The sequence below is a fragment of the Chryseobacterium sp. PTM-20240506 genome, assembly GCF_048296755.1.
Taxonomy (GTDB): Bacteria; Bacteroidota; Bacteroidia; order Flavobacteriales; family Weeksellaceae; genus Chryseobacterium; species Chryseobacterium proteolyticum.
Genome location: NZ_CP182581.1, coordinates 3,445,678 through 3,470,067, shown reverse-complemented (window position 1 = coordinate 3,470,067; position 24,390 = coordinate 3,445,678). Strand labels below are relative to the sequence as shown.

The window sequence follows — 24,390 nt, the reverse complement described above, 5'->3', positions numbered from 1 at the left end:
ATTTATTACTTAGGATTTAATATATTTACATGTCCAATTTTTAAACATCCTAATTAATGAATAAAAATCTACTATTTTATTTCACTATACTTTTATCCTGTTTATCCGGAAATCTTTTTTCCCAAACCTATCAGCTCACCGGAAATCCTGTGAATACGACAGGGTGGACAGTTGTTCCTTCTGCCGTAGTTAACACAGATTTTGTTATGCTGACTGATGATCTCACCAACAAATCAGGAGCAATCAAACTTAACGATCCTATCAACCTGAAGTACTGTGATAAATGGAGAATCGAGTTTGATTTCAGACTTGACGGTAACGGAACGTCGTCGGGAAGAGGAGACGGTTTTGCATTTTGGTATCTACAGAATCCTCCAGTAACCAGCCAGTTAGGCTCAGGTCTGGGAATTCCGCAAAATGCAATCGGCCTTATGATCGGCTTTGACCTCTACAATAATACTACAGGGGGACAGATGAATAAAGTTCATCTTGCCTATGGTGTGGTTCAAAATACTACTGACACAAATAATATCGAGTATTTCAATACTGTCGGAAGCTCCTTTCACTCACCTGATCTTACGTCTACCATTCCTTTGGTGGGAGCTACTTACAAACATGTGGAAGTAACCGGACAGGTGGATCCTGCTACTCCGGCCAATTGGATTATCAACCTGAAAATTGACGGAACATCAGTCATTAATCAATCATTTGCACCTGCAGGTGCTGCAGCTTCAATGGGAGTGGGATACTTTGGATTCTCAGCCTCTACGGGAGCGGCTTCAGTGAGGAGTTCCATAAAAAATGTAAAAATCTATACAGACAAAGTATCTATTTTACAGAACTCAGTTACCCAATCCTTATGCCCGAATCCTTCAACAGGAAATGGCACGGTCAATCTTACAACCTTTAATTCACAGTTTGTGAATACCCCGGCCAATTACACATTTACATACTATGTAATAGGGAGTTCAACGCCTATTGCTAACCCCACCAACTATCAATTCAATACCAATACAACAATCTCTGTTGTTATTAAAGACAATGCAGGTGTCCTTTGTGATAATCCCGACGGAAAGATTCAGTTGGTTCTGGCGCCTTTTACAGCAAATAATGTAACTATTTCCGCTTGTAACAACAATAAAGCCGGGACAGCAACATTTAACCTAAGTACTGCAGCTGTAACGGGAGTACCGGGAGCCGTTAAGAAATATTACAAAACACTGTCTGATCTCAACGCAGGAACCAATGAAATCACTAACTTTTCAAACTACATATCTGCTCCGGGAGTCGTATATGTAAAAGTGACAACACCACAAGGTTGTACAGGAACAGCTCAGATAACGCTGGCATTTCTTCCTGAAGTAGTCGCTAATGATGATACTATTCGCTCCTGTTTCATTGACACCAATACAACATCCGCTTTATTTAACCTGACCACTGCCAATGTAACACCACTGGCCGGAGCAATAAAAAAATACTACACAACTTTAGCAGACGCAATGGGCGGAACGAATGAAATTGTAAATCCGCAAGCATATGTATCTACAAATGCTGTAGTCTATGTAAAAGTAATTGATGGAAATAATTGTTACACCATTGTGAAAATTACCCTTGTTGTTTTACCTCCTGTTCCATCAACTGTTCTTAAAGATCAGACAATATGTATAGACGAAACTGCAACATTAGATGCAGGCCCAGGTTTTGACGGTTATCTATGGAGCACCGGTGCAACCACTCAATCCATACAAAATGTTCCGGTGGGAATCTATTCGGTTCTGCTTAAAACAGGAAGTTGCTTCACCAGTCAGATTGTAAAAGTACAAGCTGCACCTCAACCGGTGATTTCAAGCATTGATATTACCAATAACACGATTACAATTAATGTAAATGGAGGTACCCCCCCATATCAGTTCTCATTAAACGGTACAACATGGCAAAGCTCTAATGTATTCTCCGGTTTATCCAGAGGAGAGCATAAAATATTTGTTAAAGATTCATATAACTGTGATCCTATTGATGTACAAATCACTGTACCGAACCTGATTAATGCAATTACTCCAAATGGGGATAATGTAAACGATTATATTGACTATTCTGCTTTAGCCTATAAAAAGAATCTGATATTCATCGTTTACGACAGATATGGAAATAAGCTTTACGAAGCTGACAAATTAAGAAACTACAAGTGGGATGGTACCGCAAGTGGTAAAAAAGTACCTACTGCAACATATTGGTACACCATCTCCTGGAACGAAAATGACAAAAACAATACTCAAACAAACTATAACGGCTGGGTATTGGTTAAAAATAGGGACTAACAAAAAAAGACCACTCCAGCATTGGCAGTGGTCTTTTCAATACAAATCACTATTTTAAAGAAAGCATCCGAAATTAAATAAATGAATAAATAACAACTCCTTATTTCACCCACTCCAAATGAAAAAACTTTTACTCTTCTGCCTTTTTGTTCTTTTAACCAATCTACCCGGAAATCTTCTATCCCAGACTTATCAACTTTCAGGAAATCCCGTCAATACTACGGGATGGGATCTTGTTTCAAGTGCAAACGTAAATACTGATTTCATACAACTTACTGCTGATCAGGGAAACTTATATGGAGCTATAAAATTAGCCAGTCCTATTAATTTAAGATATTGTGATAAATGGAAAGTAGAATTTGACTTCAGAATTGATGGAAACGGAACCGCACAGTTTGGAAGAGGAGATGGATTTACCTTCTGGTATTTAGCTAATCCTCCTACAGGATTCGTTTCAGGAGGCGGCCTTGGAATTCCGGCTAATGCATCGGGCTTAATGGTAGGATTTGATATTTTCAACAATACTACAGAAGGACAAATGAGTAAAGTTCATATTTTATATGGAACCAACAACTCCCTTAACAATAACATTGAATATAACAACACTCCGGGAAGCACTTTTCATTCCCCGGATCTTAATCCTACACAGCCATTTGTTGGCTCAACCTATAAACATGTAGAGGTAAATGGTGAAACAGACCTTGCCAATCCCACCAGCTGGATTATAAAGGTAAGAATTGACGGAGTCTTAATTGTGGATCAGTCATTTGCCCCCTCAGGAGGAGCAATTGGTATGACTCAAGGATATTTTGGATTTTCAGCAGCCACAGGGGGAGCCAGTGCAAGACATTCAATAAAAAATGCTAAAATATTTGTGGATAAGGTTCCCATTTTACAAAGCACCGTTACACCGTTTGTTTGTGTTAATCCTGCGACAGGAAACGGGACAGTGGATTTAACCTCATATAATTCGCAATTTGTAAATATTCCGGCTAATTATATTTTCACTTATTATGTTTTAGGAAACTCTACTCCAATTGCCAATCCTACAAATTTCCAATATTCCGGACCCACAACAATTACGGTAGTAGTAAGAGACCCTTCTTCCACTTTATGTGATAATGGCGATGGGGTTATTCAACTAAATCCTACTCCTTTTGCTGCGGATGACGTAACATTAACAGGCTGCAACAATAATAATGCAGGAACCGCAATATTTGACCTGACAACAGCTGCCGTTACTACTGTTCCAGGCGTTACTAAACAATATTACCCGTCTTTGACAGACCTAAATGCGGGAACTAACGAAATAGTAAACCCTACAGCCTATGCATCACCTGCCGGTTCAGTATATGTAAGAGTTACAACTCCACAAGGCTGTGTAGATGTGGCAAAAATTACACTCACCATCAACCCTGTTGTGGTTGTCAATGATGCTACATTAAGATCCTGTTTTATAGAAACAAGTCCGGCAACAGCTTCATTTAATCTTACAGCTGCTTCAGTAACGACACAAGCTGGCGTCAGCAAAAAGTACTACCCATCATTAACCGATGCTTTAAACGGAACAAATGAAATTACCACACCTGCAGCTTATATCGCCCCTAACGGTGTCGCTTATATTAGAGTTACCAATAATGCAAACGGATGTTATTCCGTTGCTAAGGTTACATTAGTTGTACTAGCACCTGTACTGTCTGCAGTTTTAAAAGATAAAACAATATGTATTGAGGACAAAACAACTCTTGATGCCGGCCCAGGTTTCGCTTCTTACCTGTGGAGCACGGGAGCGACTACCCAGGCTATCACAAATGTAGGTGTTGGTGTCTATTGGGTACAGCTCAAAACCGGTGAATGCACCACTACTCAGAGTGTGACTGTCCACCCTTCCGAACAACCTGTTATTACTAATGTAGACATATCTGGCACCACAATGACGGTCAATGTTATTGGCGGAACACCAGCATACCAATACTCATTAGACAATATCAACTGGCAGGATTCTAATGTATTCACTAATCTTCCGAGGGGAGAAAGCCACATATATGTAAAAGACGCTTACGACTGTGAGCCTATAGATATTAGCGTAACTGTTCCGAACATAATCAATGTGATTACGCCAAACGGAGATGGAGTAAATGACGTTATAGATTATTCTGCATTAGCTCACAAACAAAACCTTGTCTTTAATATTTATGACCGGTATGGAGCTAAGATTCACCAGGGTGACAAATCCAATAAATATAAATGGGACGGAACAATAGCAGGCAGAAAAGTCTCTACGGGCAGCTACTGGTATTCAGTTTCATGGAATGAAAACGATAAAAAGAATACAGCGATTAAATATTCCGGCTGGATTCTGGTAAAAAACAGAGATTAATAAAAATAACCAACCATATAAAAAAATAAAGAATCACTTCTATTTCCGGAGTGATTCTTTTTACCAAAAAATAGAAGATTTATAAAACCATAAAAAACTAATACCCTTTATAACAATGAAAAAAACTATACCCTTTTATACTCTCCTTTTTCTGCTCTGTTTCCCGGTAATGATTTTCTCACAAACCTATCAATTAACAGGAAACCCTGTGAATACTACAGGATGGACAATGGTTGCACCAACGGTTGTAAATACCGATTTTGTGCAGTTAACTCCGGATATCAATGACAGATCAGGTTCCATAAGATTAAACGAACCCATCAATCTGAAATATTGTGACAAATGGAGAGTAGAGTTTGATTTCAGAATGGATTCCAATCAGACTTATACAGGTGACGGAATTGCCTTTTGGTATCTCGCCAACCCTCCTGTTGCAAGTATTCTGGGCTCCGGACTGGGAGTATCCCAAAATGCGATCGGTTTTATTACCGGATTTGACACATATAACAATGCAACCGGAACCTCCGGAATGAGTAAAGTACATGTTGCATATGGCCAGGTTGCAAATACTACAGATACCAACAATGTTGAGTTTTTTAATGTTCCCGGAAGCTCTTTTCACTCTCCTGATCTGAATGCCACACAACCCTTCCAAGGTACAACCTACAAACATGTAGAGGTAAGCGGAGAAGTAGATCCTGCAGCTCCGGCCAACTGGATCGTAAAAATAACCATTGACGGAAACTTAATCGTTAATCAATCTTTCGCACCTTCAGGAGCTGCTGCTGCCATGACAGTAGGTTATTTTGGGTTTTCAGCTTCTACAGGTGGAGCAAGATCGAGACACTCTATAAAAAACGTAAAAGTCTATGTAGACAAAATTCCTCTGCTACAAACAGCTATAACAAAATTCATATGTCCTGACCTTGCCGGAATGGCAAATATAGACTTAACAACATTTAATCCTCAACTTACAGCAACTCCTAGCAATTATACATTTACTTACTATATTACAGGAAGCGGAACCCCGATTCCAAATCCTACAAATTTCCAGTATACCACAGATACCAATATTTCTGTAGTTATAAAAGACCCATCGTCGGTATTATGCGATAACAATGATGCAACAATAGCCTTAAAAGTAGCCCCCATTGTCACTGTAAATGATGCTACCCTAAGGTCCTGTTTTATTGAATCGAGCCCTGCAACATCATCTTTCAACCTGACGGCCGCTTCGGTTACTACACAATTAGGGGTAACTAAAAAATATTATCCATCGCTAACGGATGCAATGAACGGAACCAATGAAATCACCACACCGGCAAATTATATTGCCCCTAATGGTGTTGTATATATCAGAGTTACGAACTCAAACGGATGCTATGCGATAGCAAAAGTCACCCTGGTGGTGATCGCTCCTGTTCTTTCGACGATTTTAAAAGACAAAATAATCTGTATTGAAGACAAAACTACTCTGGACGCAGGTCCGGGTTTCGCATCCTACCTTTGGAGTACCGGAGCAACAACCCAGAGCATTACTGATGTGGGAGTAGGTGTTTACTGGGTAAAATTAAAAACCGGCGAGTGTACTGCTACTCAGAATGTAACCGTATACCCTTCTGAACAACCGGTCATCAACAATGTTGATATTTCCAGCAATACCATAACCGTAAATGCAATAGGAGGAACACCTCCTTATCAATACTCGTTGGACAATATCAACTGGCAAAATTCCAATGTCTTTTCTAATTTACCACGAGGTGAAGCCAATATATTTGTAAAAGACGCCTATGACTGTGAGCCAATAGATATTACCGTTACCGTTCCAAATCTGGTCAATGTGATCACTCCAAACGGCGACGGAGTGAACGATGTTATCGATTACTCCGCACTGTCCGGTAAACAAAATTTAGTTTTCAGTATTTTCGACCGGTACGGGGCGAAACTCCATCAGGGTGATAAATCCAATAAATACAAATGGGATGGAACGATAGCTGGCAGAAAAGTTTCTACAGGCAGCTACTGGTTTTCCGTAACATGGAATGAAAACGACAAGAAAAATACCGCTATCAAATATTCCGGATGGATATTGGTAAAGAATAGAGAATAATATCCGTATTCACATAAAAAAAGGATTGTTTCATTTTTTGAAGCAATCCTTTTTCATATTATTTATAAACAGATATTTCCTGATAACTCCATTTTATTCATATTCAATTCTTAAATTTGTCTTATGAATTATTTGGAAGCTTTAAGCAGAAGATATTCTGTAAAAAAATTCAACAAAGAGATTATTCCTCAGGAAACCCTTCATAACATTCTTGAGTCGGGGAAATTGTCTGCCAGCTCTTTGGGACTTCAGCCGTACAAGATCTTAGTTGTTGAAAGCGAAGAAATGAAACAAAAGCTTATTCCGGCTTTCTATAATCCATCTCAAATTTCTACATGTTCTCACCTTATTGTAATTGTTTCTAAAAAAACAATTGATGAAAGTTATATAAGAGGTTATTTTAACCACATTTCTGAAGTGAGAAATATTCCACTGGAAACACTTGATCCTTTCAAAAAGAGCATTAACCAGCATATTGTTCAAAAAAAGGACGACGAAATTTTCAATTGGGCTGAAAAACAATCCTATATCGTCTTAGCCAACCTAATGTATGCTGCCGCTATTGAAAATGTAGATACTTGCCCCATGGAGGGGTTTCGCGAAGATCTTATCGAAAACATCCTAAATCTGGATCCGAAAACAGAAAAAGTAACGGTTACACTGGCAATGGGCTACAGATCTGAAGAGGATCATTTTCAGCACATGAAAAAAGTACGGAAACCAAACGAAAAATTGTTTAAATTTATTTAATGATTAGACCATTGTCTTAAAGCAAGCATATGATAAAAGCGGATGTATTAATAATTGGTTCCGGAATCTCGGGACTTTCTTATGCAATTAAAGTTTCTGAACAACTTCCTGATGCCAATATAATAATAGTAACAAAATCTGATGAAGATGAAAGCAATACAAAATATGCTCAGGGCGGCTTAGCTGTCGTTACGGATTTCAAGAAAGACAATTTCGAAAAACACATTGAAGACACCATGCGTGCCGGAGATGGAGAAAGTAAACGCGATGTGGTAGAAATGGTGGTAAAAGAAGCTCCCGCAAGGTTTAATGAAATTGTAGAATGGGGTGCTCAATTCGACATGAAAAATGGAGAATTTGCATTAGGCAGAGAAGGAGGACATACAGAAAACAGAATTGTTCATCATAAGGATATAACGGGATTTGAGATTGAAAGGGCTCTTTTACAGACAGTCAAAAACAGTCCAAACATCGAAATTCTCGATCACCATTACGTTATTGACATTATCACTCAGCACCATGTTCCCGGAAAAGAATTAAATGAAGGAGACATCCACTGTTATGGTGCATATATTTTGGATGAAAAATCCAAAACCATAAAAAAAATAACTTCAAAAATAACACTCGTTGCAACCGGAGGTGCTGGCCATGTTTATAAAAACACAACCAATCCCACTATCGCGACAGGTGACGGAATTGCATTTGTAGCCCGCGCAAAAGGAAATGTTTCCAACATGCAATATTACCAGTTCCACCCTACAGCCCTGTATAGCAAAATTGACGGAATGTTATTTCTGATTTCAGAGGCAGTACGTGGTGATGGTGCAAAACTCAGAACAAAAAGAGGAGAAAAGTTCATGCATAAATATGATGAACGTGAGGAACTTGCCTCCAGAGATATAGTAGCAAGAGCTATAGACAACGAAATGAAAATTTCCGGAGATGAATATGTAGGTCTGGATTGCCGGGAAATGAATCAGGAAAAATTTTTAGACCATTTCCCTAATATTTATAAAAAATGCAAAGAAGAAGCCATTGATCCTTTCACTCAATTAATTCCTGTAGTTCCCGCCTGCCATTATCTGATGGGAGGAATTGAAGTGGACAGAGACGGGCAATCTTCTATCAAAAATTTATTTGCCGTGGGCGAATGCACCAACTCCGGCTTACACGGAGCTAACAGACTTGCTTCCAACTCTTTACTAGAAGGACTTGTGTTTGGGCATAATGCAGCGATGAAGACCGTAGAGCTATTAAAGGATAACAACTTTAATTTTGATGATCTAAAAGCTGTTCCGGAGTGGAACGAGGAAGGAATGAAAATTATTGATGAAATGGTTATCGTAAGCTACCTCAGAAAACAACTTCAGGAAATGATGAGTGACCTGGTAGGTATCGTACGAAGCAACAGACGTTTAAAAATGGCTCTTCAAAAGCATCATGAAATTGCCGCGGCTGTAGATGAAATCTATCGCTACTCTATTCTTTCCCCTCAATTATCCGAACTAAGAAACTTAACAACCGTTGCTCATCTCATCATTACCCAATCTATGGAAATGACTGAAAATAAGGGGGCATTTTATAATAAAGATTTAGCTTAACCAAGTATAAAGAACATGAAAAAGCCAAACTACGTAACAGATAAAGCACTTAAAACATTTATAAAATCTGCTCTGGAAGAAGATATCCAGGATGGTGATCATTCTACCTTATCAACAATTCCAAAAGATCTTAAACAAAGTGCTCAACTTCTGGTTAAGCAAAATTGTATCCTTGCAGGAGTTGAATTAGCTGAAATTATCTGTACAACTTTCGATAAAAACCTAAAAGTTGAAACCTTTATTAAAGACGGTGAGGCAGCCAAAGTAGGAGATATTGCCTTCATAGTTACAGGACCTGCTCAATCAATTCTTTCAACAGAAAGGCTGATCCTGAACTGCATGCAAAGGATGAGCGGTATAGCAACTCTTACACATGAATGGGATTCAAGATTAGTGGGGACAAAAACCAAATTATTAGATACAAGAAAAACCACTCCTAATTTCAGGATATGTGAAAAATGGGCGGTTGCTATAGGAGGCGGAACCAACCACAGATACGGGCTTTATGACATGATCATGCTGAAAGATAATCATATTGATTATAATGGCAGTATTACCAATGCGGTAAAAATGGCAAAAGATTATATTAAAAAGAACAAGAAAAAACTGAAAATAGAGGTTGAAACAAGGAATCTTGAAGAAGTTGAAGAAGCTATTAAAGCAAAGGTAGACAGAATCATGCTCGATAATATGGATGTCAAAACAATGAGACAGGCAGTTGAAATGATTAACGGTAAATGTGAATCCGAAGCTTCAGGCGGAATTACCCGTGATGAGCTAAAAGATATTGCCTCTACAGGGGTTACTTACATTTCTGCAGGAGCCCTTACACACTCGGCTAAAAACATAGATCTAAGCCTCAAAGCCGTGAAATAGCATTGTATTTTTAATAAAAATAATATTACTTTTTTATGTATTATGCAATGCATTTTTTTAACATAAAAACAAGTAAAAAAGCTAAAATACTATAAATCAACAAATTAATAATTCTTAATATTCGTTAAAAATTAACATTGGGTTAATATTGGTTAAAATTTAAATACCGACTTTTGCATAAAATTTAAATCTAACTATTACTAACGATTATGAAATTAATCAACAAATCGATACTGACTGTAGTAATTACATTGTCTACAGCTAGTGTTTATTACGCTCAAGAAACACAGGACACGATTAAGAGGTCTAAAGACATTGAGGAGGTAATTTTACAAGGTGTAACAGATATCGCTAAAGATAGAAAGACACCGGTTGCTGCATCTACTATTAAAGCAGCACAAATTATCGAAAGATTAGGAAACCAAGAACTTACCGAGATTTTAAACACTACACCTTCAGTGTACGCTACTAAATCCGGAGGTGGTTACGGTGACGGAGGTATTACCATGAGAGGTTTCGAGTCCCGAAACATCGCAGTAATGGTAAACGGTATGCCTGTAAATGATATGGAAGGAGGTACTGTATACTACTCTAACTGGACAGGTTTAGCTGACGTTACTAGTTTTGTTCAAGCACAGAGAGGTTTAGGTTCTTCTAAATTAGGGATAGCTTCTGTAGGGGGAACTATTAACTACATTACTCGTTCTGCGGACATGAAAAAAGGAGGTGTGATAAGATTAGGAGTTGGTAATAATGACTACTTAAAAACATCATTTGCATATAATACTGGAAAACTTGATAAAGGATGGTCTTCATCTTTTCTAATGAGTAGAACTGCAGGAGGAACTTATATCGAAAACACAGACTTTGAAGCTTATGCTTACTATTTCGCATTAGGTTGGGAGCCGAACAAAAAGCATAACTTCCAATTCACTATAACTTCATCTCCACAGTGGCATGATCAGAGAACCTTCTCTCCTACTATTGCAAACTATATAAAATATAATCCGGACCAAGATGGTACTCCATACAGACAATACAATTCTGATTATGGTTACTATACCGATGCAAATGGAAATAAAGTGGCTTTAGCAAACAGATCTAATTATTACGCTAAGCCCGTAATGATGTTGAACTGGGATTGGAATATGAATGAAAAATCCAAATTAAGTACTGTTCTATATATGTCTAATGGTAGAGGTGGTGGAACTGGTGATTTGGGTAGAGTTGGCGGAAAAGGAGCTACTGGTTACTATGACAATATGGGGCATTTCAATTATGATGCTATTTTTGCAGCTAACCAGGCTGTTGACCTAAATAATCCGGCTACTCCAGCAGGAAGTACATTAATCCGTAGAGCAAGTATTAACTCCCACAACTGGTATGGGATTTTAGCAAATTTCCAACATAAAATCAATGATAACTGGAATTTCTCAGTAGGTACAGACGACAGATATTACTATGGTTATCATTATCAAGTAGTTTCAGATCTTTACGGAGCTGCAGGGTATAAAGAAGCCGGAAACAAAAATGTGGCGCCATACATTGTTAATAAAGTGTATGATTACAAGAGCCTTTCATGGAATCCGTTTGGAGGGAAAACTGCTCCAATAGGAGATCAAATAGGCTACAGTAATGATGGTGAAGTACTTTGGTACAGTGGATTCGCTCAAGTAGAATATTCTAAGGATAATTTATCAGCATTCTTACAAGGTTCCGTTTCAAATCAGGCATATCAAAGAATTGATAACTTTGTAAAAGATGGTGTAACCAGACAACCTAATGCAGTTACTGGACAGATAGTAAATACAAAAACTGGTTTCAAGAATCTTTTCGGATACAACATTAAAGGGGGGGCAAATTATAATATTAATGATAACCATAATGTTTTTGCTAATATCGGATATTACAGCAAGCAGCCTTTCATGAACTCTGTATATCCAAGTAACTTTCAGGTTCTTAACCCTACTTTGACTAATGAGAAAATCTTCTCAGCTGAAGTTGGTTATGGATTCAGATCATCTAAATTAAACGCAAATGTTAACCTTTACAGAACTGAGTGGAAAGACAGATGGTTCAGAAGAGGAGGAATGACATTTGAAGTAGTAGATCCTTCTTCTCCAACAGGAACGTCAACATTAACCGGTTACGCAGAAATCAGTGGAATTACACAGGTACATATGGGAATTGAAATAGATGCAACCTATAAGCCAATCCCCATGCTAGAATTCCAAGGAATGTTATCTATTGGAGACTACAAATATAAAGGTAATGCTAGTGGGGCTACATTTGATGATAACAACAATCCAGTAGTAACTTCTGGAAACGCTTCTAACAATACTACTCTTTACCTAGATGGTGTAAAAGTAGGGGGAAGTAGCAGTAACAGTATTCCTCAGATGACTGCTTCATTGGGAGCTACCATAAGACCTGTAAAAGATTTAAGTATCTATGGTACTTGGAGATACGTGGGTGAAATTTACTCATCTATTGATCCAGGATCATTCTCCAAACCTGAAAACCAGGCAAGAGGATCACTTAAATTACCAGATTTTAATCTGTTTGATGTAGGATTTTCTTATAAAATAAGATTAAATAACACGTCACAATACTTCACTGTAGGTGCTAACGTTTACAACTTATTAGATACTACTTATATTTCAGATGGAGCAACTAACATCTTTGCTAAAGGAGAGGGAGATTTCTCAACGCCTCAGCAATATGCTGCATATCAAGCTACTTTATACAAAGGGCTTGACCCATCGAACAGAGTTTATTTCGGTTTCGGAAGAACTTGGTCTGCTAATTTATCTTTCAACTTCTAATAATATAAATTTAGATTTTATAAATATCAATCCCGGCTTTGGCCGGGATTTTTTGTTATCTTTGTCTACTAGAAAAATAGAAAAAAAAAGGATATGGATTTTTACAAGATTTTACTTAGTGCCCACAAAGGATTTGGGTATCTTGAGCTTCTTTTGGTAGCACTATTTATTATTGCACTTTTAGGGACCATGTTTGGCTTCAGTGGAAAAGTGAACAAATTTTTAAAGAAGACCACTCTTTTCACCATGATCTTCTTCCACGTTCAATTTTTGATTGGAATCATTATGCTGATAACCAACTTTACAAAAGGATTGGATATGGGAGCAGTAATGAAAAATGCAGACCTAAGATTTCAATATGTGGAACATCCATTTTCTATGCTGATTGCAGCCGTATTGATGACGATCATCAATAAAAAAGTAAAATCCAATGATACTATTTCGTTAGGAATTGTAATCATGGGACTTATTGCGGTTGGCTTATTTGCATTCGCGTTCCCGTGGACAAGGGTCTTCGGGGCATAATATATTAACTTAAACATTGTAATCATTAAGATGAAAGTAGCTGTAGTAGGTTCAACAGGAATGGTTGGACAAGTTATGCTTAAAGTTTTGGAGGAGAGAAACTTCCCTGTCACAGAATTAATTCCGGTAGCTTCGGAAAAATCTATTGGTAAGAAGGTGAAGTATAAACAGGAAGAGTATACGATTGTAAGCATTAATGACGCTATAGCTGCCAAACCTGATATTGCTATTTTTTCAGCCGGAGGTTCTACATCTTTGGAATTTGCTCCCAAATTTGCTGAAGCAGGAATTACTGTAATCGACAATTCTTCTGCGTGGAGAATGGATCCTACCAAAAAACTGGTGGTTCCTGAGATCAATTCGAATGTTTTAACGGCCGAAGATAAAATTATTGCTAACCCGAACTGCTCTACCATTCAGTTGGTTATGGTTCTGGGACCACTTAATAAGAAATATGACCTTAAAAGAGTGGTTGTTTCAACCTATCAGTCTGTGACAGGAACTGGGAAAGCAGCCGTAGATCAGTTAAATTCTGAAATTAAAGGTGATGATTCCGTATCAAAGGTATATCCTTATCAGATCTTTAAAAATGCTTTACCACACTGTGACGTTTTCAGTGATGACGATTACACGAAGGAAGAGATTAAATTAATGAAAGAGCCTAAGAAAATCTTAGGGGATGATACTTTTAATTTAACGGCAACGGCAGTAAGGGTTCCGGTTCAGGGCGGACATTCGGAAAGTGTGAATATCGAATTTGAAAATGATTTCGACCTCGATGAAGTAAGAAAGATCTTATCTGAAACCCCGGGAGTTATAGTAATAGATGATGTGAAAAACAACCGATATCCGATGCCACTAGACTCAGAAGGAAAAGATGAAGTCTTTGTAGGAAGGATAAGACGGGATCTGTCACAACCCAAAACGCTCAATTTGTGGATCGTGGCGGATAATCTGAGAAAAGGCGCTGCAACGAACGCAGTACAAATTGCAGAATACCTAGTATCAAAAAACTTAGTTTAAACTAACAAAATAAAAAAGAGTCTCAAAATTGAGATTCTTTTTTTTATCAAACTAGTAAGATTAAAGAATATGAATAAAAATAAGATAGGCTTTCAAAGATTAATTGCCGTTTTTGGAGTTATTTTGTTCATCGGTAAAATTATCGCCTGGAAACTCACTAATTCCGATGCTGTTTTTTCAGACGCTATGGAAAGTGTCGTGAACGTTATCAGCGCGTTTATGGGACTCTATTCACTCCATCTAGCCGCAAAACCTAAAGATGAGGGACACCCTTACGGACATGGAAAAGTTGAATTCGTAACTTCCGGAATAGAGGGAGCGCTAATCGCCATAGCAGGTATTATGATCATCTACGAAGGTACCCATAGTTTAATCGTCGGTAAGACGCTTAATAAAATGGACTGGGGAATTGCAATCATTGCTGCCACTGCAGTAGTCAATTATCTGCTGGGTTATATTTCCATTAAAAAAGGGAAAGCGGATAACTCATTGGTTCTCATCTCTTCAGGAAAACACCTCCAATCTGATACCATTACCACTCTTGGAGTTGTTCTTAGTTTAATTGTTGTTTACTTTACAAAGATCTATTGGCTAGATTCTGTCGTTGCCTTGGTATTTGGAGCCTATATTATATTTGTAGGATATAAGATCATCCGCAAGTCTTTAAGCGGAATTATGGATGAACAGGATCCCGAGATACTGATCCAGATTGTTCAAGTTCTTGAAAACAACAGAAAAGCAGAATGGATTGATGTACATAATATGAAAATCCAGCAATTCGGAGCTTCGCTCCATATCGATGCACATATTACGCTACCATGGTATTATAGCCTTCGTGACGCCCATAAAGAAATGGAAAATGTGATTATCCTCCTGGCAAAAAATATCAACCGTACCATTGAATTTAATTTTCATATGGATGACTGCAAAACGATTTCATGCCCGGTCTGCCAGATCATGGATTGCCCAGTCCGCGAAAGGGATTTCGTAAAAAGAGTGGAATGGACTACAGAGAATATAACACTGGAGGTTAAACATACTGCAACATAGACTGATATATCTAAGCTCTTTTTAATAATTGTTGCCTGTAATAAAACATAGGAACAACAAGAAGTATAATCAAAGGCTGGATCACAAACCTTCTCATATAGAAAGAAAAAAGATATCCCACTTCAAACCTGTCGTGAATACAGTAAAGATAGATGGGAAAAGTAATAAGAAAAATTATAGTAATCAATACTCCACCCTGTAGGGTCCAGGTCTTATTTTTAAATAAAAAATGAATAATAAGGCAGGAAAAAAATAAATTCAGAAAAAATCTTAGGAAATGCCCAAGAATCAGCTTTCCCCAATCAAAAGCAGGAAAAGCAATAGTCTTATCGGCTTTATGAAAATACTCAAGAAAAGGATCATAAAAGATCTTATTTTCAAATACCCGTACACTCATAAGTCCCGCAACTCCAAGTATCACTAAAACCCAGTTAAGTATTTTCATTCTTTAAAGCAAAAAATTTAATCCAAACAAGCCACAGGATAACTACCGTTCCATAGATCACAGCAGGAAAAAGAAAATCATGGGCCATCTTTTCATACTGCTTGTAATCACTGACCAAAAGATTAATTCCTACGATCCTAAGAACATTGATCACATAAAGTATCATAAGGCCGATCAAAACAAAAATAAATGTTTTAGCTCCTTTATAGAATGCAAAAACAAAAGATACGAAAAGAATTATTACGGAAATTGCATTACATCCTTCAACCATTCGTGTAACGTAAACATTCTTTACATAAAACCAGACCTGTTCTTTTTCAACGTCATTATACAGCTGTGTAGGATATTTCAAAATATTCTGAATATAGCTCACCTGTTCAGCAATCATCCTTGAAAAAGGATCCAGCCCCGTTTCCTTGTAGCTGTTCAGATAAAACTGATAAGCCAACAGCAACACCACATAAATGATGATGAACCTCAACAGAATACTTAAAACCGGCTTAAAATCCTTTAGCATAATACAAAGATAAAAATTAGACTCTAATTTAGTATATTTGTTTCCATATTATGACTTCTGAAAACGCACAACGATTTTTTGAAAACCATATAGGTAAAAAATCTTCTGAGTTCGTCACATTGGCTCAAAGCGGATCCGCGAGAGTGAATTTTCTGGCGCAGGCAGATAACAAAAAGTATATTATTACCTATAATGAAAATATTCAGGAAAATGAAAGTTTTTTTTATTATTCAAATATTTTCTCTCACTTACACCTCAACACTCCTGCTATTCTTATTATTTCCGAAGACCGGAAAACATATGTTCAGGAATTTTTAGGAGAACACACCCTCTCCGAAATTATTGCAAAAGAGGGTCTTTCCGTGAAAGTAAAAGCCATGGTCAGGCAGACTTTAGAAAAGCTTTTTCAGTTACAAATACGGACAAGTGGGGAAATAGATTTTACCAAAACATTTGAATATGAGAATTATGACGAACTTCCGGTCATCCACGATTTGTATTATTTTAAGAATTTCATTGCCGATGTCCTGGAGCTGGAATATCATAAGTCAACCCTACTAAAAGAATTCAAAGCCATAGCCTCTCTTATTGAAAGTCTTGAGCCAAAAGGAATAATGATACGGGATTTTCAGGCAAGAAATATCATGGTTAACGAAAATAACGATGTTTCCTTCATTGATTATCAATCTGCAATGAAAGGCCCTCTTATCTATGATGTTATTTCCTTTCTTTTTCAGGCTAAGGCAAACTTTCCCGAAGATTTCAAAAATGAAATGTTAGAATTTTATATTCAGCAATTTGAAAGTGAGCAGACACAACATCAACTAAGAAACTCGGTAAAACCTATTCAAATGATGAGATTTCTCCAGGTTCTTGGTGCATACGGTTTTAGAGGTCTTATTCAAAGAAAGCCACATTTTATATCAAGCATCAATCAGGGGATTGAAAACGTGATACGTTTCGCGGAAACTTGGGAAGGTATAAATGAATATCCTGAGCTCAAAAAATTAATACAACAATTAGATCACGAGAAAGTACATTTAAAAATAAACACAATTTTAAACCCGTAAAGCCTTAAGAAAACACATCTAAATCTTAAAGGGTAAATAAAAAATATATACTTATGTTACACATAGACATCCACAGTTTTTCATACAAGAAAGGAGGAATTCCCAAAGACGAAACCGGTAATGGTGGAGGTTTTACTTTTGATTGCAGAGGAATTCTTAATCCCGGAAGAATTGAGGAATATAAAAGTCAGACAGGAAGCGACAAAGGAGTCCAGGAGTTCCTTGAAAATGAAACCGAGATGCCACGATTTCTGGAATTGGTAAAAGGAATCATATCCATCAATATTGATAATTATCTTTCCCGGGGATTTGAAAATCTGCAAATTAATTTTGGGTGTACCGGAGGACAGCACAGATCAGTATATTCAGCAATAAAAATAGCCGAATTTATCAAAGAAAAATATCCTCAGGGAACTGAAATAAGCTTACATCATGATGAGCAACATCATCTTAATTCATAATTGATAAACGATCAATTATATAAATAATTAATGTACTCCGTGTATGTTTTAATAATCATCTACCCATTATAACAAATGAAAGCTCTAATCTTCGCTGCCGGTAAAGGAACACGCCTCAAGCCTTTTACAGACCATCATCCGAAAGCCTTGGCAAAAGTAAATGGAGTTCCACTACTGGAACGGAATATCAAATATCTTAAAAGTTTTGGAATTAATGATTTTGTCATTAATATCCATCATTTTGGAAATCAGATCATTGATTTTTTAAAGGAAAATAACAACTTTAATTGCAATATTGAAATATCTGATGAGCGTGAAGAATTGCTTGAAACCGGAGGTGGTTTAATTTTTGCTAGAAGATTCCTTGATCATGGAGAAGATTTCTTAATCATGAATGCGGATATTCTTACCGATATTAATATTAATGATCTTGTAAGTTATCACAAAAAGATAAAAGATTTTGCTACTTTAGCCGTCTCGGACAGGGAAAGCTCGAGAAAATTACTTTTCAATGATGAAATGGTTTTAAGAGGCTGGCTAAACGTACAAACCGGAGAACAAAGGCTTGCAGAATTCAATAAAGGATTTAAAGCATTGGCTTTTAGCGGTGTACATTGCATTAACCCTTCTATCTTTGAAAAAATAAAAAGAACAGGCAAATTTTCTGTTATGGAAGAATATCTGGATTTAATGCAAACCGAACATATTCATGGATTTGTACACAATAATCTGCTGATAGATGTTGGAAGACCAGAATCTGTAAAAGAAGCCGAAAAACATTTTAAATAATTTTGCAATGGAAATGGATGGTACCAGAGACGAAAGTTTAATAAATCCGGAATTTGATGTTAATGAAACAAAACTACAAAACAGTTTAAGACAAAAAACCTGGGACGAAATCATTACTAAGGATAGCTGGATGGTTTTCAAAGTAATGGCTGAATTCGTAGACGGTTATGAAAAATTAGCTAAAATAGGCCCTTGTGTTTCCATTTTCGGGTCTGCAAGATTAAAGCCCGAAAGCAAATACTACGAAATGGCCGTAGAAATTGCAGAAAAAATAACGAAAATAGGTTTTGGTATCATTACAGGAGGAGGTCCAGGAATTATGGAAGCAGGAAATAAAGGAGCCTTTAATGCTAAGGGTAAATCTATCGGCTTAAATATAGACCTTCCTTTTGAACAGCATTTCAACCCTTATATCAACAAATCCTATTCGATGAATTTTGACTACTTCTTTGTAAGGAAGGTCATGTTTGTAAAATACTCCCAGGGATTTGTTGTAATGCCAGGAGGATTTGGTACCCTGGATGAACTTACTGAAGCTATCACGCTGATCCAGACGAACAAAATCGGAAAGTTCCCTATTGTTCTGGTTGGGTCTGAGTTTTGGAGTGGACTGTTAGATTGGTTTAAGGCAACTTTACTAAAAGAAGGGATGATTGCTGAAGACGATCTTGATCTTTACAGAGTGGTAGATACTGCGGATGAGGCTGTAGCACACATTAAAGCATTTTACGACAAGTATGCGGTAAACGTGAACTTCTAGTTGGCATATTATTTGTCACTTATAACGAACAATTATGATTGTAAATTTATTAATTAAGATGAAAAAACTTTTATATATATCAGGAATTTTAACATGTTTTATGTTAATGAGTTTTATGTATGTAGACTTTTTCTCTTCAATGACTAAGGTTGATTATATAGATGGAAGCAAAACATTGAAGTTCACCACGAAAATGAATACGAGTCATATTTCTGATGCTATTAAGATAAATCCGAACACAGCAGGTTTTGAGGCAGAAGTAAAAAAATATGTCAATAATAATTTTGATGTGTACGTCAACGGCTCTCCAAAAACAATAACATTTACAGGAAGTCAGGTAAGCGGAGAAACTGTATGGGTATATTTTGAAACCGGAGGTGTTTCAGATATCAATACCTTGAAAATAAAAAACACGATCCTTCTAAGCGCCTTTCCAAAACAGAGTAACATTGTTACTATCTCGTATAAAGGAAGTCAGAAAGTAATGAATTTCCAACGAGGGAAAGAAGTGAACGAAGTATCTTTTTAAAGAGTTAATTTAAATTATGAAAGCCACTACAGATGTAGTGGCTTTTTTATGGAAATTGTAGTTTTTTAATTACCCACTACTCTAACATTGTCTAACTCCCAGGTGGCAGCTGCCGATGTTGTGGAGGTATATTTAAATGCAATTGAAATACTCTTATTAACATAGGCATTAAGATTAATATCTCCGGAATAAGTCCAGGTATTAAACGCAGCCGCATTTGTATCCAGTATTGCAGATAAAGGCACCCAGTTTGTTGTCGATGGATTTCCGGTGTAGTTTTCAGTAACAAAAACTTCAAGTGGGTTACCATTATATCTTGCGTCAGTTTCAAAAGATAAAGCTGCCGAAGTAAAGCCCTGCAAAGAAATTGGTTTAGAAATCAGCCAGTCCTCATTAACATTATTACCTCCGGAAAAACCATTCATCACTACACATGGTTTTGGATTTCCAAACTGTTGAATGTTCCATACCTGCGCTCCTGTGATACTAACAGCAAACCAATTATCATCCAGACTTCCATCAAAACCTTCAAAGAAAAACCTTTTCCCCGTAAATTGTACATCGTTCAAACTTCTGATCAGCATTTGCCATGAAGAATTGTAGCGGCTTACTACAAATGTCAGTTCCCCTTTTCCTTCAGGAATCAAAGCAGAGCCAGAAGTAAAAAACCCTGAATTTCTAATATTCGTTGCATTTCCAAAGACATCCACGATACTTCTATCAGTATCTACTCCTGCACCACCTACATAATCTATGTATTTCTTACCCATCTCAGAAGCAGAAAACTGAACATTCGGAACCTTCACCAGCATATTCAGATAATTAGCATCCTGGGCCAACTTCAGATTCGCCAATTCAAGAGGCTTTAACGTAGCAATATCAAGTCCGTTTCCATTACATACCCCAGACATATATCTGCTCAGTAAAGGTCCCGGGATTCTTCCTATAGCATAAGTATTATCCACGGAGCCTATCTTCACAACTCCTCTGTCAAGTCCAAGTCTTAATCCTTTTGCATTAATTCTGATATGGGCTCCCACAGGGAAATCAGCATAATTATTTGCTCTATCTACTTCAATTTGTAATCCCACGGTAGGATTTTCAGGTTTATCCTGAAAAGAAATCGTTTTATAGAAATTGCCGTTTTCATCTGAAGATACCACATAACCATCGAAAATCTGGTCCGTATTGATGAGAATATAACCACTCGACGGAGCCTGGGCTTTAAAATCAGCCATAGTCATCGTAACCGCTGGAAATTTATTCGTGCACTTAACGGGTGGAGTTTCCCAATCATCTTTTTGCACGCAAGATGTAACAGAAGCTGCCAAAACCACTCCCATTACTATACTAAAGTATTTTTTTATATTCATTGTTGTTGTTTTTAATAATGGATGATAGAAATTAAAATCTAAGCTGAAGATTAATGAAATAAGATCTTCCCTGTGTATACCAGTATTTTGGGCCAAATAAAGTAAACTCCCTGTCTGTATCCTGAACAAAATCCGGGAATTTGGCATTTCTTGTTTGCTCAAAGCCTCCGGTGATATACCTCTTATTGTTCAAAATATTATTAACCGAAGCTGAAAGCAAAACGTAATATTTACCAATGACCCAGGATTTTCCTGCATTAGCATTGATAAAAAATGAAGAAGGCAGCTTATTGGGTTGCAACACTCTTCTCAGTTCAGATTCGCTAAGATTAATATAAGGAGTTGAAGAAACATTATTCTGAACAAATGATTCTGTCCTTATCAGAGCGGATGGATCCAAATAATTATCATCAAAATAATTCCAGTTGGCACCGAACCACCAGTATTTGGGAGAATTATATCTGAACCCCAAAGAGTAAGCCTGCTGTGGAGTCCCTCCCTGACGATAATTTTTAATGTAAGCCTTTCCTAAATTTATATAAGAAAGTCCATTAGAAAAAATACCTGAAGCGTCGGAAGCAAAATAGGTAACAGGATCATTCTCATAGGTAAACTGTCCAAGGCTTACTAACCCCTGTAGTGATAATGTAGGAATAATCTTTACGTCTAACCCCAGCTCTGCCCCCATATTTCTTCTTTTAACGTCGGTCATTACCTGCGTTACAAATGCACTTTGTACAATAGTTTCATTTCCCTGGTCATCAGAATTACTTAACTGAATACCATCAGCAAAAAACCTTTGCACGGTGGTTTCATTGCTTGTGTTTACCAAGTATCCCGTTAACCTCAACTTAAGAAACGGTGAAGAAATAACATAGCTGATATCATTGGCACTGATTACCATATTCTGAATATTAGGTGCTACAGATCCGTTTACTCTGGGATTGATAAAGAGATCTTCCAGATAAGGAGCCTGCGAATAATATGCTCCATTGTATACCAAAAAGTTCCTGCCATTCAGTTTGTAAACTACCTGACCTTTCAGTCCATAATTCCAGTAATTGTAGTCCTGTCCTTTCCCTTTAGAGTCTTTATACAAATAATGATTGAATAATCCTTCCCTGCTGGATGTTGAGTAGCCTGCAAGAGCAGAAACAAATACATCAAATTTTCCGGTTGCAAATTTTAGTCCCGGATTCACCTTAACTTCCTGTCTTCTGAAAATATAATCGTAAGTCATTCTGTCTCCGACCTTTTTCGTTACATTCTCTTCCCCATCATTAAACAATCCTGATTTTCCCGGTTGATTGGTTGCCGCAAACGGATCCCGGTTTAAAACAAAATCAGCACCTAAAAGATCCTTGACTTCCCTATATTGTTCTGATTTATAATTTTGATATGATACATTCAATAGGAACTTATTTGTATCATTAAAATTGTGGATAAAGTGTGTTGCTGCATTAAAAATCTTATCATTATTTACATCATCAACCAGATAATATAAAGCCCTTCGTCCCGTCTGCCCGTAATACGTTCCTGCCGCCTGTTGCCCATTCCTTTTGTAAAGAGCATCCCAATTAAGCTGAGTACTTCCCGGATCTCCGGAAGTCCAGGCTGCCAGAGATGTCTGATATGCGTCCTGGGCAGTCGTCATCGTTCCACCAGGTCCTACAGCGACCGATGCATTAGGGTCTAAGGAATCATAATAACTTGGCAAATTCCTGTAGTATGTAGGTGACGGATTTTGTACTTTCTGCCAGTCTAAGCGCGAGCCTCTATCCTTTCCAAACTGATACGAGACAGAAGTCCAGAGACTTGATTTCTTGTCAATTTTCCAAAAATCCTGGATTTGGAATATCGGCTGAAAACCCTTTCTAACTCTTTCACTTCTTTGTTTACCGTCCTGATATCCCCAATAGGAATTATAATGTACTCCTCTGTAATCATATACTTCCTGAGTACTTGGGCTTGCTGTCGATCTTCTATAAGGAGCTCCAATAAAATTGAAGGTCATACTATGCTTGTCATTGAATTTCTTTTCAATACCCAAATAAGCTCCATATGCATCGTAAAATGTTCCTTCCTGAATTCCCTCTTCCGCCCATCTCCTTGCTCCCATTACTGTAAATGCCCACCCGTTTTTATTCATCCCGGAGCTATAGCGTAGGGAGGTCCTGTTTCTGTAGTTTCTATTGGTAAGAGATTGCGTAAACTGAAACCCTTTCCTGTATTCACTAGCCTTGGTACTTTTGTAAATGACCGAACTATTTCCCCCAAACGCGTATTCTGATGGGGAATGGTTCGCAGAAATTTCAGGGTATCTCGTCACTTCATTAAGTCCTCCCCAATTTCCAAAATCTACGTTTCCGTTATCAGACTTGATCATAGAAACTCCGTTTAACATAGTTTCTCCCATTCGTCCGTCAATTCCTCTGGGCCGAAACCAGTAAAAACCTAAATCAAACGCTGCAATTCTGCTGAATACATCCTGGGATGATTGAAGAAGTCCAACCGTGGAGGTCTGGCTGCCGCTACCGTCGTCGTCATTATCACTGTCTATGATAGCCAATCCCTGATCAACATTAGTTAAATTAGAATACAGGGTAATAATGCCCAAATCTTTCCTCTTTTCATCATGAGTCACATCGAACTCCATAACTTTGGTTTCGTAATTCGATTTTGTAATAACAATCTGGTAATGTCCGGGCTGCAAATCGACAAATTGAAAGTAGCCAATCTTGTCTGCCGTAACATCATTTTCATTCCCTTTTAAATCTACTTCTGCCCTTTCAATAGGTTTTCCATCTGCATCTTTTAAATAAGCAAACACAGTTGTCTGCGCGAAATAATAAGAAGCCGGAAGTAAAGTAAACAAAGAGACTAATGATAATTTTTTAATCATAAGCAAATGTATTTTTAATAGTTTTCCCTTAGTTTTCAACGCGTTAAAAAAGTAGGGAAATATAAATTTAACAAATTTTTATAATC

The 24,390-nt window shown here is 37.3% G+C and carries 19 protein-coding genes; 15 read left to right on the top strand and 4 right to left on the bottom strand.

Features of this window, described 5'->3' with window-relative positions:
- Positions 1–56 precede the first annotated feature (56 nt).
- From ACNFU2_RS15455 to ACNFU2_RS15410, 10 genes are all read left to right on the top strand, one after another.
- A complete protein-coding gene (locus tag ACNFU2_RS15455) occupies positions 57–2,318 on the top strand; it encodes a T9SS type B sorting domain-containing protein (protein ID WP_273650451.1) in 2,262 nt (753 codons plus the stop codon).
- Positions 2,319–2,436: 118 nt separating this feature from the next.
- On the top strand, positions 2,437–4,698 hold the full coding sequence (locus ACNFU2_RS15450) for a T9SS type B sorting domain-containing protein (protein WP_273650450.1): 2,262 nt from the start codon (positions 2,437–2,439) through the stop codon (positions 4,696–4,698).
- Between the two features lie 115 nt (positions 4,699–4,813).
- Positions 4,814–6,808: a T9SS type B sorting domain-containing protein gene (locus tag ACNFU2_RS15445; protein ID WP_418122225.1), complete on the top strand. Its 1,995-nt coding sequence runs from the start codon at positions 4,814–4,816 to the stop codon at positions 6,806–6,808.
- A 123-nt stretch (positions 6,809–6,931) separates the two neighbouring features.
- Entirely contained in the window at positions 6,932–7,558 is a 627-nt protein-coding gene (locus ACNFU2_RS15440; protein ID WP_273650448.1) for an NAD(P)H-dependent oxidoreductase, read from the top strand.
- Between the two features lie 29 nt (positions 7,559–7,587).
- A complete protein-coding gene (nadB, locus tag ACNFU2_RS15435; RefSeq protein ID WP_306613416.1) occupies positions 7,588–9,159 on the top strand; it encodes an L-aspartate oxidase in 1,572 nt (523 codons plus the stop codon).
- A 15-nt stretch (positions 9,160–9,174) separates the two neighbouring features.
- Positions 9,175–10,035 carry a carboxylating nicotinate-nucleotide diphosphorylase gene (nadC, locus tag ACNFU2_RS15430; RefSeq protein WP_273650446.1) on the top strand — a complete coding sequence of 287 codons (861 nt, stop codon included), beginning with the start codon at positions 9,175–9,177 and terminating at the stop codon, positions 10,033–10,035.
- A 209-nt stretch (positions 10,036–10,244) separates the two neighbouring features.
- Positions 10,245–12,860 (top strand): TonB-dependent receptor, encoded by a 2,616-nt coding sequence (locus ACNFU2_RS15425; protein ID WP_273650445.1) that lies wholly within the window; start codon positions 10,245–10,247, stop codon positions 12,858–12,860.
- A gap of 93 nt (positions 12,861–12,953) precedes the next feature.
- Positions 12,954–13,385, top strand: a complete 432-nt coding sequence (locus ACNFU2_RS15420) for a hypothetical protein (RefSeq protein ID WP_172282253.1) — start codon at positions 12,954–12,956, stop codon at positions 13,383–13,385.
- A 30-nt stretch (positions 13,386–13,415) separates the two neighbouring features.
- The gene (locus tag ACNFU2_RS15415) at positions 13,416–14,408 is read left to right on the top strand and encodes an aspartate-semialdehyde dehydrogenase (RefSeq protein WP_273650444.1); all 993 of its coding nucleotides are present in this window, start codon (positions 13,416–13,418) and stop codon (positions 14,406–14,408) included.
- 69 nt (positions 14,409–14,477) lie between these two features.
- Positions 14,478–15,458, top strand: a complete 981-nt coding sequence (locus ACNFU2_RS15410) for a cation diffusion facilitator family transporter (RefSeq protein ID WP_273650443.1) — start codon at positions 14,478–14,480, stop codon at positions 15,456–15,458.
- A gap of 10 nt (positions 15,459–15,468) precedes the next feature.
- On the opposite strand, the gene ACNFU2_RS15405 is transcribed toward ACNFU2_RS15410, so the two are convergent.
- On the bottom strand, positions 15,469–15,903 hold the full coding sequence (locus tag ACNFU2_RS15405; RefSeq protein WP_273650442.1) for an exosortase F system-associated membrane protein: 435 nt from the start codon (positions 15,901–15,903) through the stop codon (positions 15,469–15,471).
- Positions 15,890–16,420: an exosortase family protein XrtF gene (gene xrtF / locus ACNFU2_RS15400; RefSeq protein WP_273650441.1), complete on the bottom strand. Its 531-nt coding sequence runs from the start codon at positions 16,418–16,420 to the stop codon at positions 15,890–15,892. Before xrtF ends, ACNFU2_RS15405 begins: the two co-directional genes overlap by 14 nt.
- A gap of 50 nt (positions 16,421–16,470) precedes the next feature.
- On the opposite strand from xrtF, the gene ACNFU2_RS15395 reads away from it, so the two are divergent.
- The 5 genes from ACNFU2_RS15395 to ACNFU2_RS15375 all read left to right on the top strand — a co-directional run bounded on the left by ACNFU2_RS15395 (position 16,471) and on the right by ACNFU2_RS15375 (position 20,029).
- Positions 16,471–17,490, top strand: coding sequence for an aminoglycoside phosphotransferase family protein (locus ACNFU2_RS15395; protein WP_172282236.1), 1,020 nt, complete (start codon positions 16,471–16,473; stop codon positions 17,488–17,490).
- A gap of 53 nt (positions 17,491–17,543) precedes the next feature.
- Entirely contained in the window at positions 17,544–17,951 is a 408-nt protein-coding gene (locus tag ACNFU2_RS15390) for an RNase adapter RapZ (RefSeq protein WP_172282234.1), read from the top strand.
- A 75-nt stretch (positions 17,952–18,026) separates the two neighbouring features.
- A complete protein-coding gene (locus ACNFU2_RS15385) occupies positions 18,027–18,740 on the top strand; it encodes a nucleotidyltransferase family protein (protein WP_172282233.1) in 714 nt (237 codons plus the stop codon).
- A 7-nt stretch (positions 18,741–18,747) separates the two neighbouring features.
- Positions 18,748–19,500, top strand: coding sequence for a TIGR00730 family Rossman fold protein (locus tag ACNFU2_RS15380; RefSeq protein WP_373428014.1), 753 nt, complete (start codon positions 18,748–18,750; stop codon positions 19,498–19,500).
- A gap of 58 nt (positions 19,501–19,558) precedes the next feature.
- Positions 19,559–20,029: a DUF6702 family protein gene (locus tag ACNFU2_RS15375; protein WP_228457017.1), complete on the top strand. Its 471-nt coding sequence runs from the start codon at positions 19,559–19,561 to the stop codon at positions 20,027–20,029.
- Between the two features lie 65 nt (positions 20,030–20,094).
- Here ACNFU2_RS15375 and ACNFU2_RS15370 read toward each other — a convergent pair whose 3' ends face one another.
- A complete protein-coding gene (locus ACNFU2_RS15370) occupies positions 20,095–21,402 on the bottom strand; it encodes a DUF5689 domain-containing protein (protein ID WP_273650440.1) in 1,308 nt (435 codons plus the stop codon).
- 31 nt (positions 21,403–21,433) lie between these two features.
- The gene (locus ACNFU2_RS15365; RefSeq protein ID WP_273650439.1) at positions 21,434–24,304 is read right to left on the bottom strand and encodes a carboxypeptidase-like regulatory domain-containing protein; all 2,871 of its coding nucleotides are present in this window, start codon (positions 24,302–24,304) and stop codon (positions 21,434–21,436) included.
- Between the last annotated feature and the right edge of the window lie 86 nt (positions 24,305–24,390).

What these genes read in the sequence shown, in the direction of transcription:
- ACNFU2_RS15455 (WP_273650451.1), top strand. Translation starts at nt 57, where the DNA reads ATGAATAAAAATCTACTATTTTATTTCACTATACTTTTATCCTGTTTA.
- ACNFU2_RS15450 (WP_273650450.1), top strand. Translation starts at nt 2,437, where the DNA reads ATGAAAAAACTTTTACTCTTCTGCCTTTTTGTTCTTTTAACCAATCTA.
- ACNFU2_RS15445 (WP_418122225.1), top strand. Translation starts at nt 4,814, where the DNA reads ATGAAAAAAACTATACCCTTTTATACTCTCCTTTTTCTGCTCTGTTTC.
- ACNFU2_RS15440 (WP_273650448.1), top strand. Translation starts at nt 6,932, where the DNA reads ATGAATTATTTGGAAGCTTTAAGCAGAAGATATTCTGTAAAAAAATTC.
- nadB (WP_306613416.1), top strand. Translation starts at nt 7,588, where the DNA reads ATGATAAAAGCGGATGTATTAATAATTGGTTCCGGAATCTCGGGACTT.
- nadC (WP_273650446.1), top strand. Translation starts at nt 9,175, where the DNA reads ATGAAAAAGCCAAACTACGTAACAGATAAAGCACTTAAAACATTTATA.
- ACNFU2_RS15425 (WP_273650445.1), top strand. Translation starts at nt 10,245, where the DNA reads ATGAAATTAATCAACAAATCGATACTGACTGTAGTAATTACATTGTCT.
- ACNFU2_RS15420 (WP_172282253.1), top strand. Translation starts at nt 12,954, where the DNA reads ATGGATTTTTACAAGATTTTACTTAGTGCCCACAAAGGATTTGGGTAT.
- ACNFU2_RS15415 (WP_273650444.1), top strand. Translation starts at nt 13,416, where the DNA reads ATGAAAGTAGCTGTAGTAGGTTCAACAGGAATGGTTGGACAAGTTATG.
- ACNFU2_RS15410 (WP_273650443.1), top strand. Translation starts at nt 14,478, where the DNA reads ATGAATAAAAATAAGATAGGCTTTCAAAGATTAATTGCCGTTTTTGGA.
- ACNFU2_RS15405 (WP_273650442.1), bottom strand. Translation starts at nt 15,903, where the DNA reads ATGAAAATACTTAACTGGGTTTTAGTGATACTTGGAGTTGCGGGACTT.
- xrtF (WP_273650441.1), bottom strand. Translation starts at nt 16,420, where the DNA reads ATGCTAAAGGATTTTAAGCCGGTTTTAAGTATTCTGTTGAGGTTCATC.
- ACNFU2_RS15395 (WP_172282236.1), top strand. Translation starts at nt 16,471, where the DNA reads ATGACTTCTGAAAACGCACAACGATTTTTTGAAAACCATATAGGTAAA.
- ACNFU2_RS15390 (WP_172282234.1), top strand. Translation starts at nt 17,544, where the DNA reads ATGTTACACATAGACATCCACAGTTTTTCATACAAGAAAGGAGGAATT.
- ACNFU2_RS15385 (WP_172282233.1), top strand. Translation starts at nt 18,027, where the DNA reads ATGAAAGCTCTAATCTTCGCTGCCGGTAAAGGAACACGCCTCAAGCCT.
- ACNFU2_RS15380 (WP_373428014.1), top strand. Translation starts at nt 18,748, where the DNA reads ATGGAAATGGATGGTACCAGAGACGAAAGTTTAATAAATCCGGAATTT.
- ACNFU2_RS15375 (WP_228457017.1), top strand. Translation starts at nt 19,559, where the DNA reads ATGAAAAAACTTTTATATATATCAGGAATTTTAACATGTTTTATGTTA.
- ACNFU2_RS15370 (WP_273650440.1), bottom strand. Translation starts at nt 21,402, where the DNA reads ATGAATATAAAAAAATACTTTAGTATAGTAATGGGAGTGGTTTTGGCA.
- ACNFU2_RS15365 (WP_273650439.1), bottom strand. Translation starts at nt 24,304, where the DNA reads ATGATTAAAAAATTATCATTAGTCTCTTTGTTTACTTTACTTCCGGCT.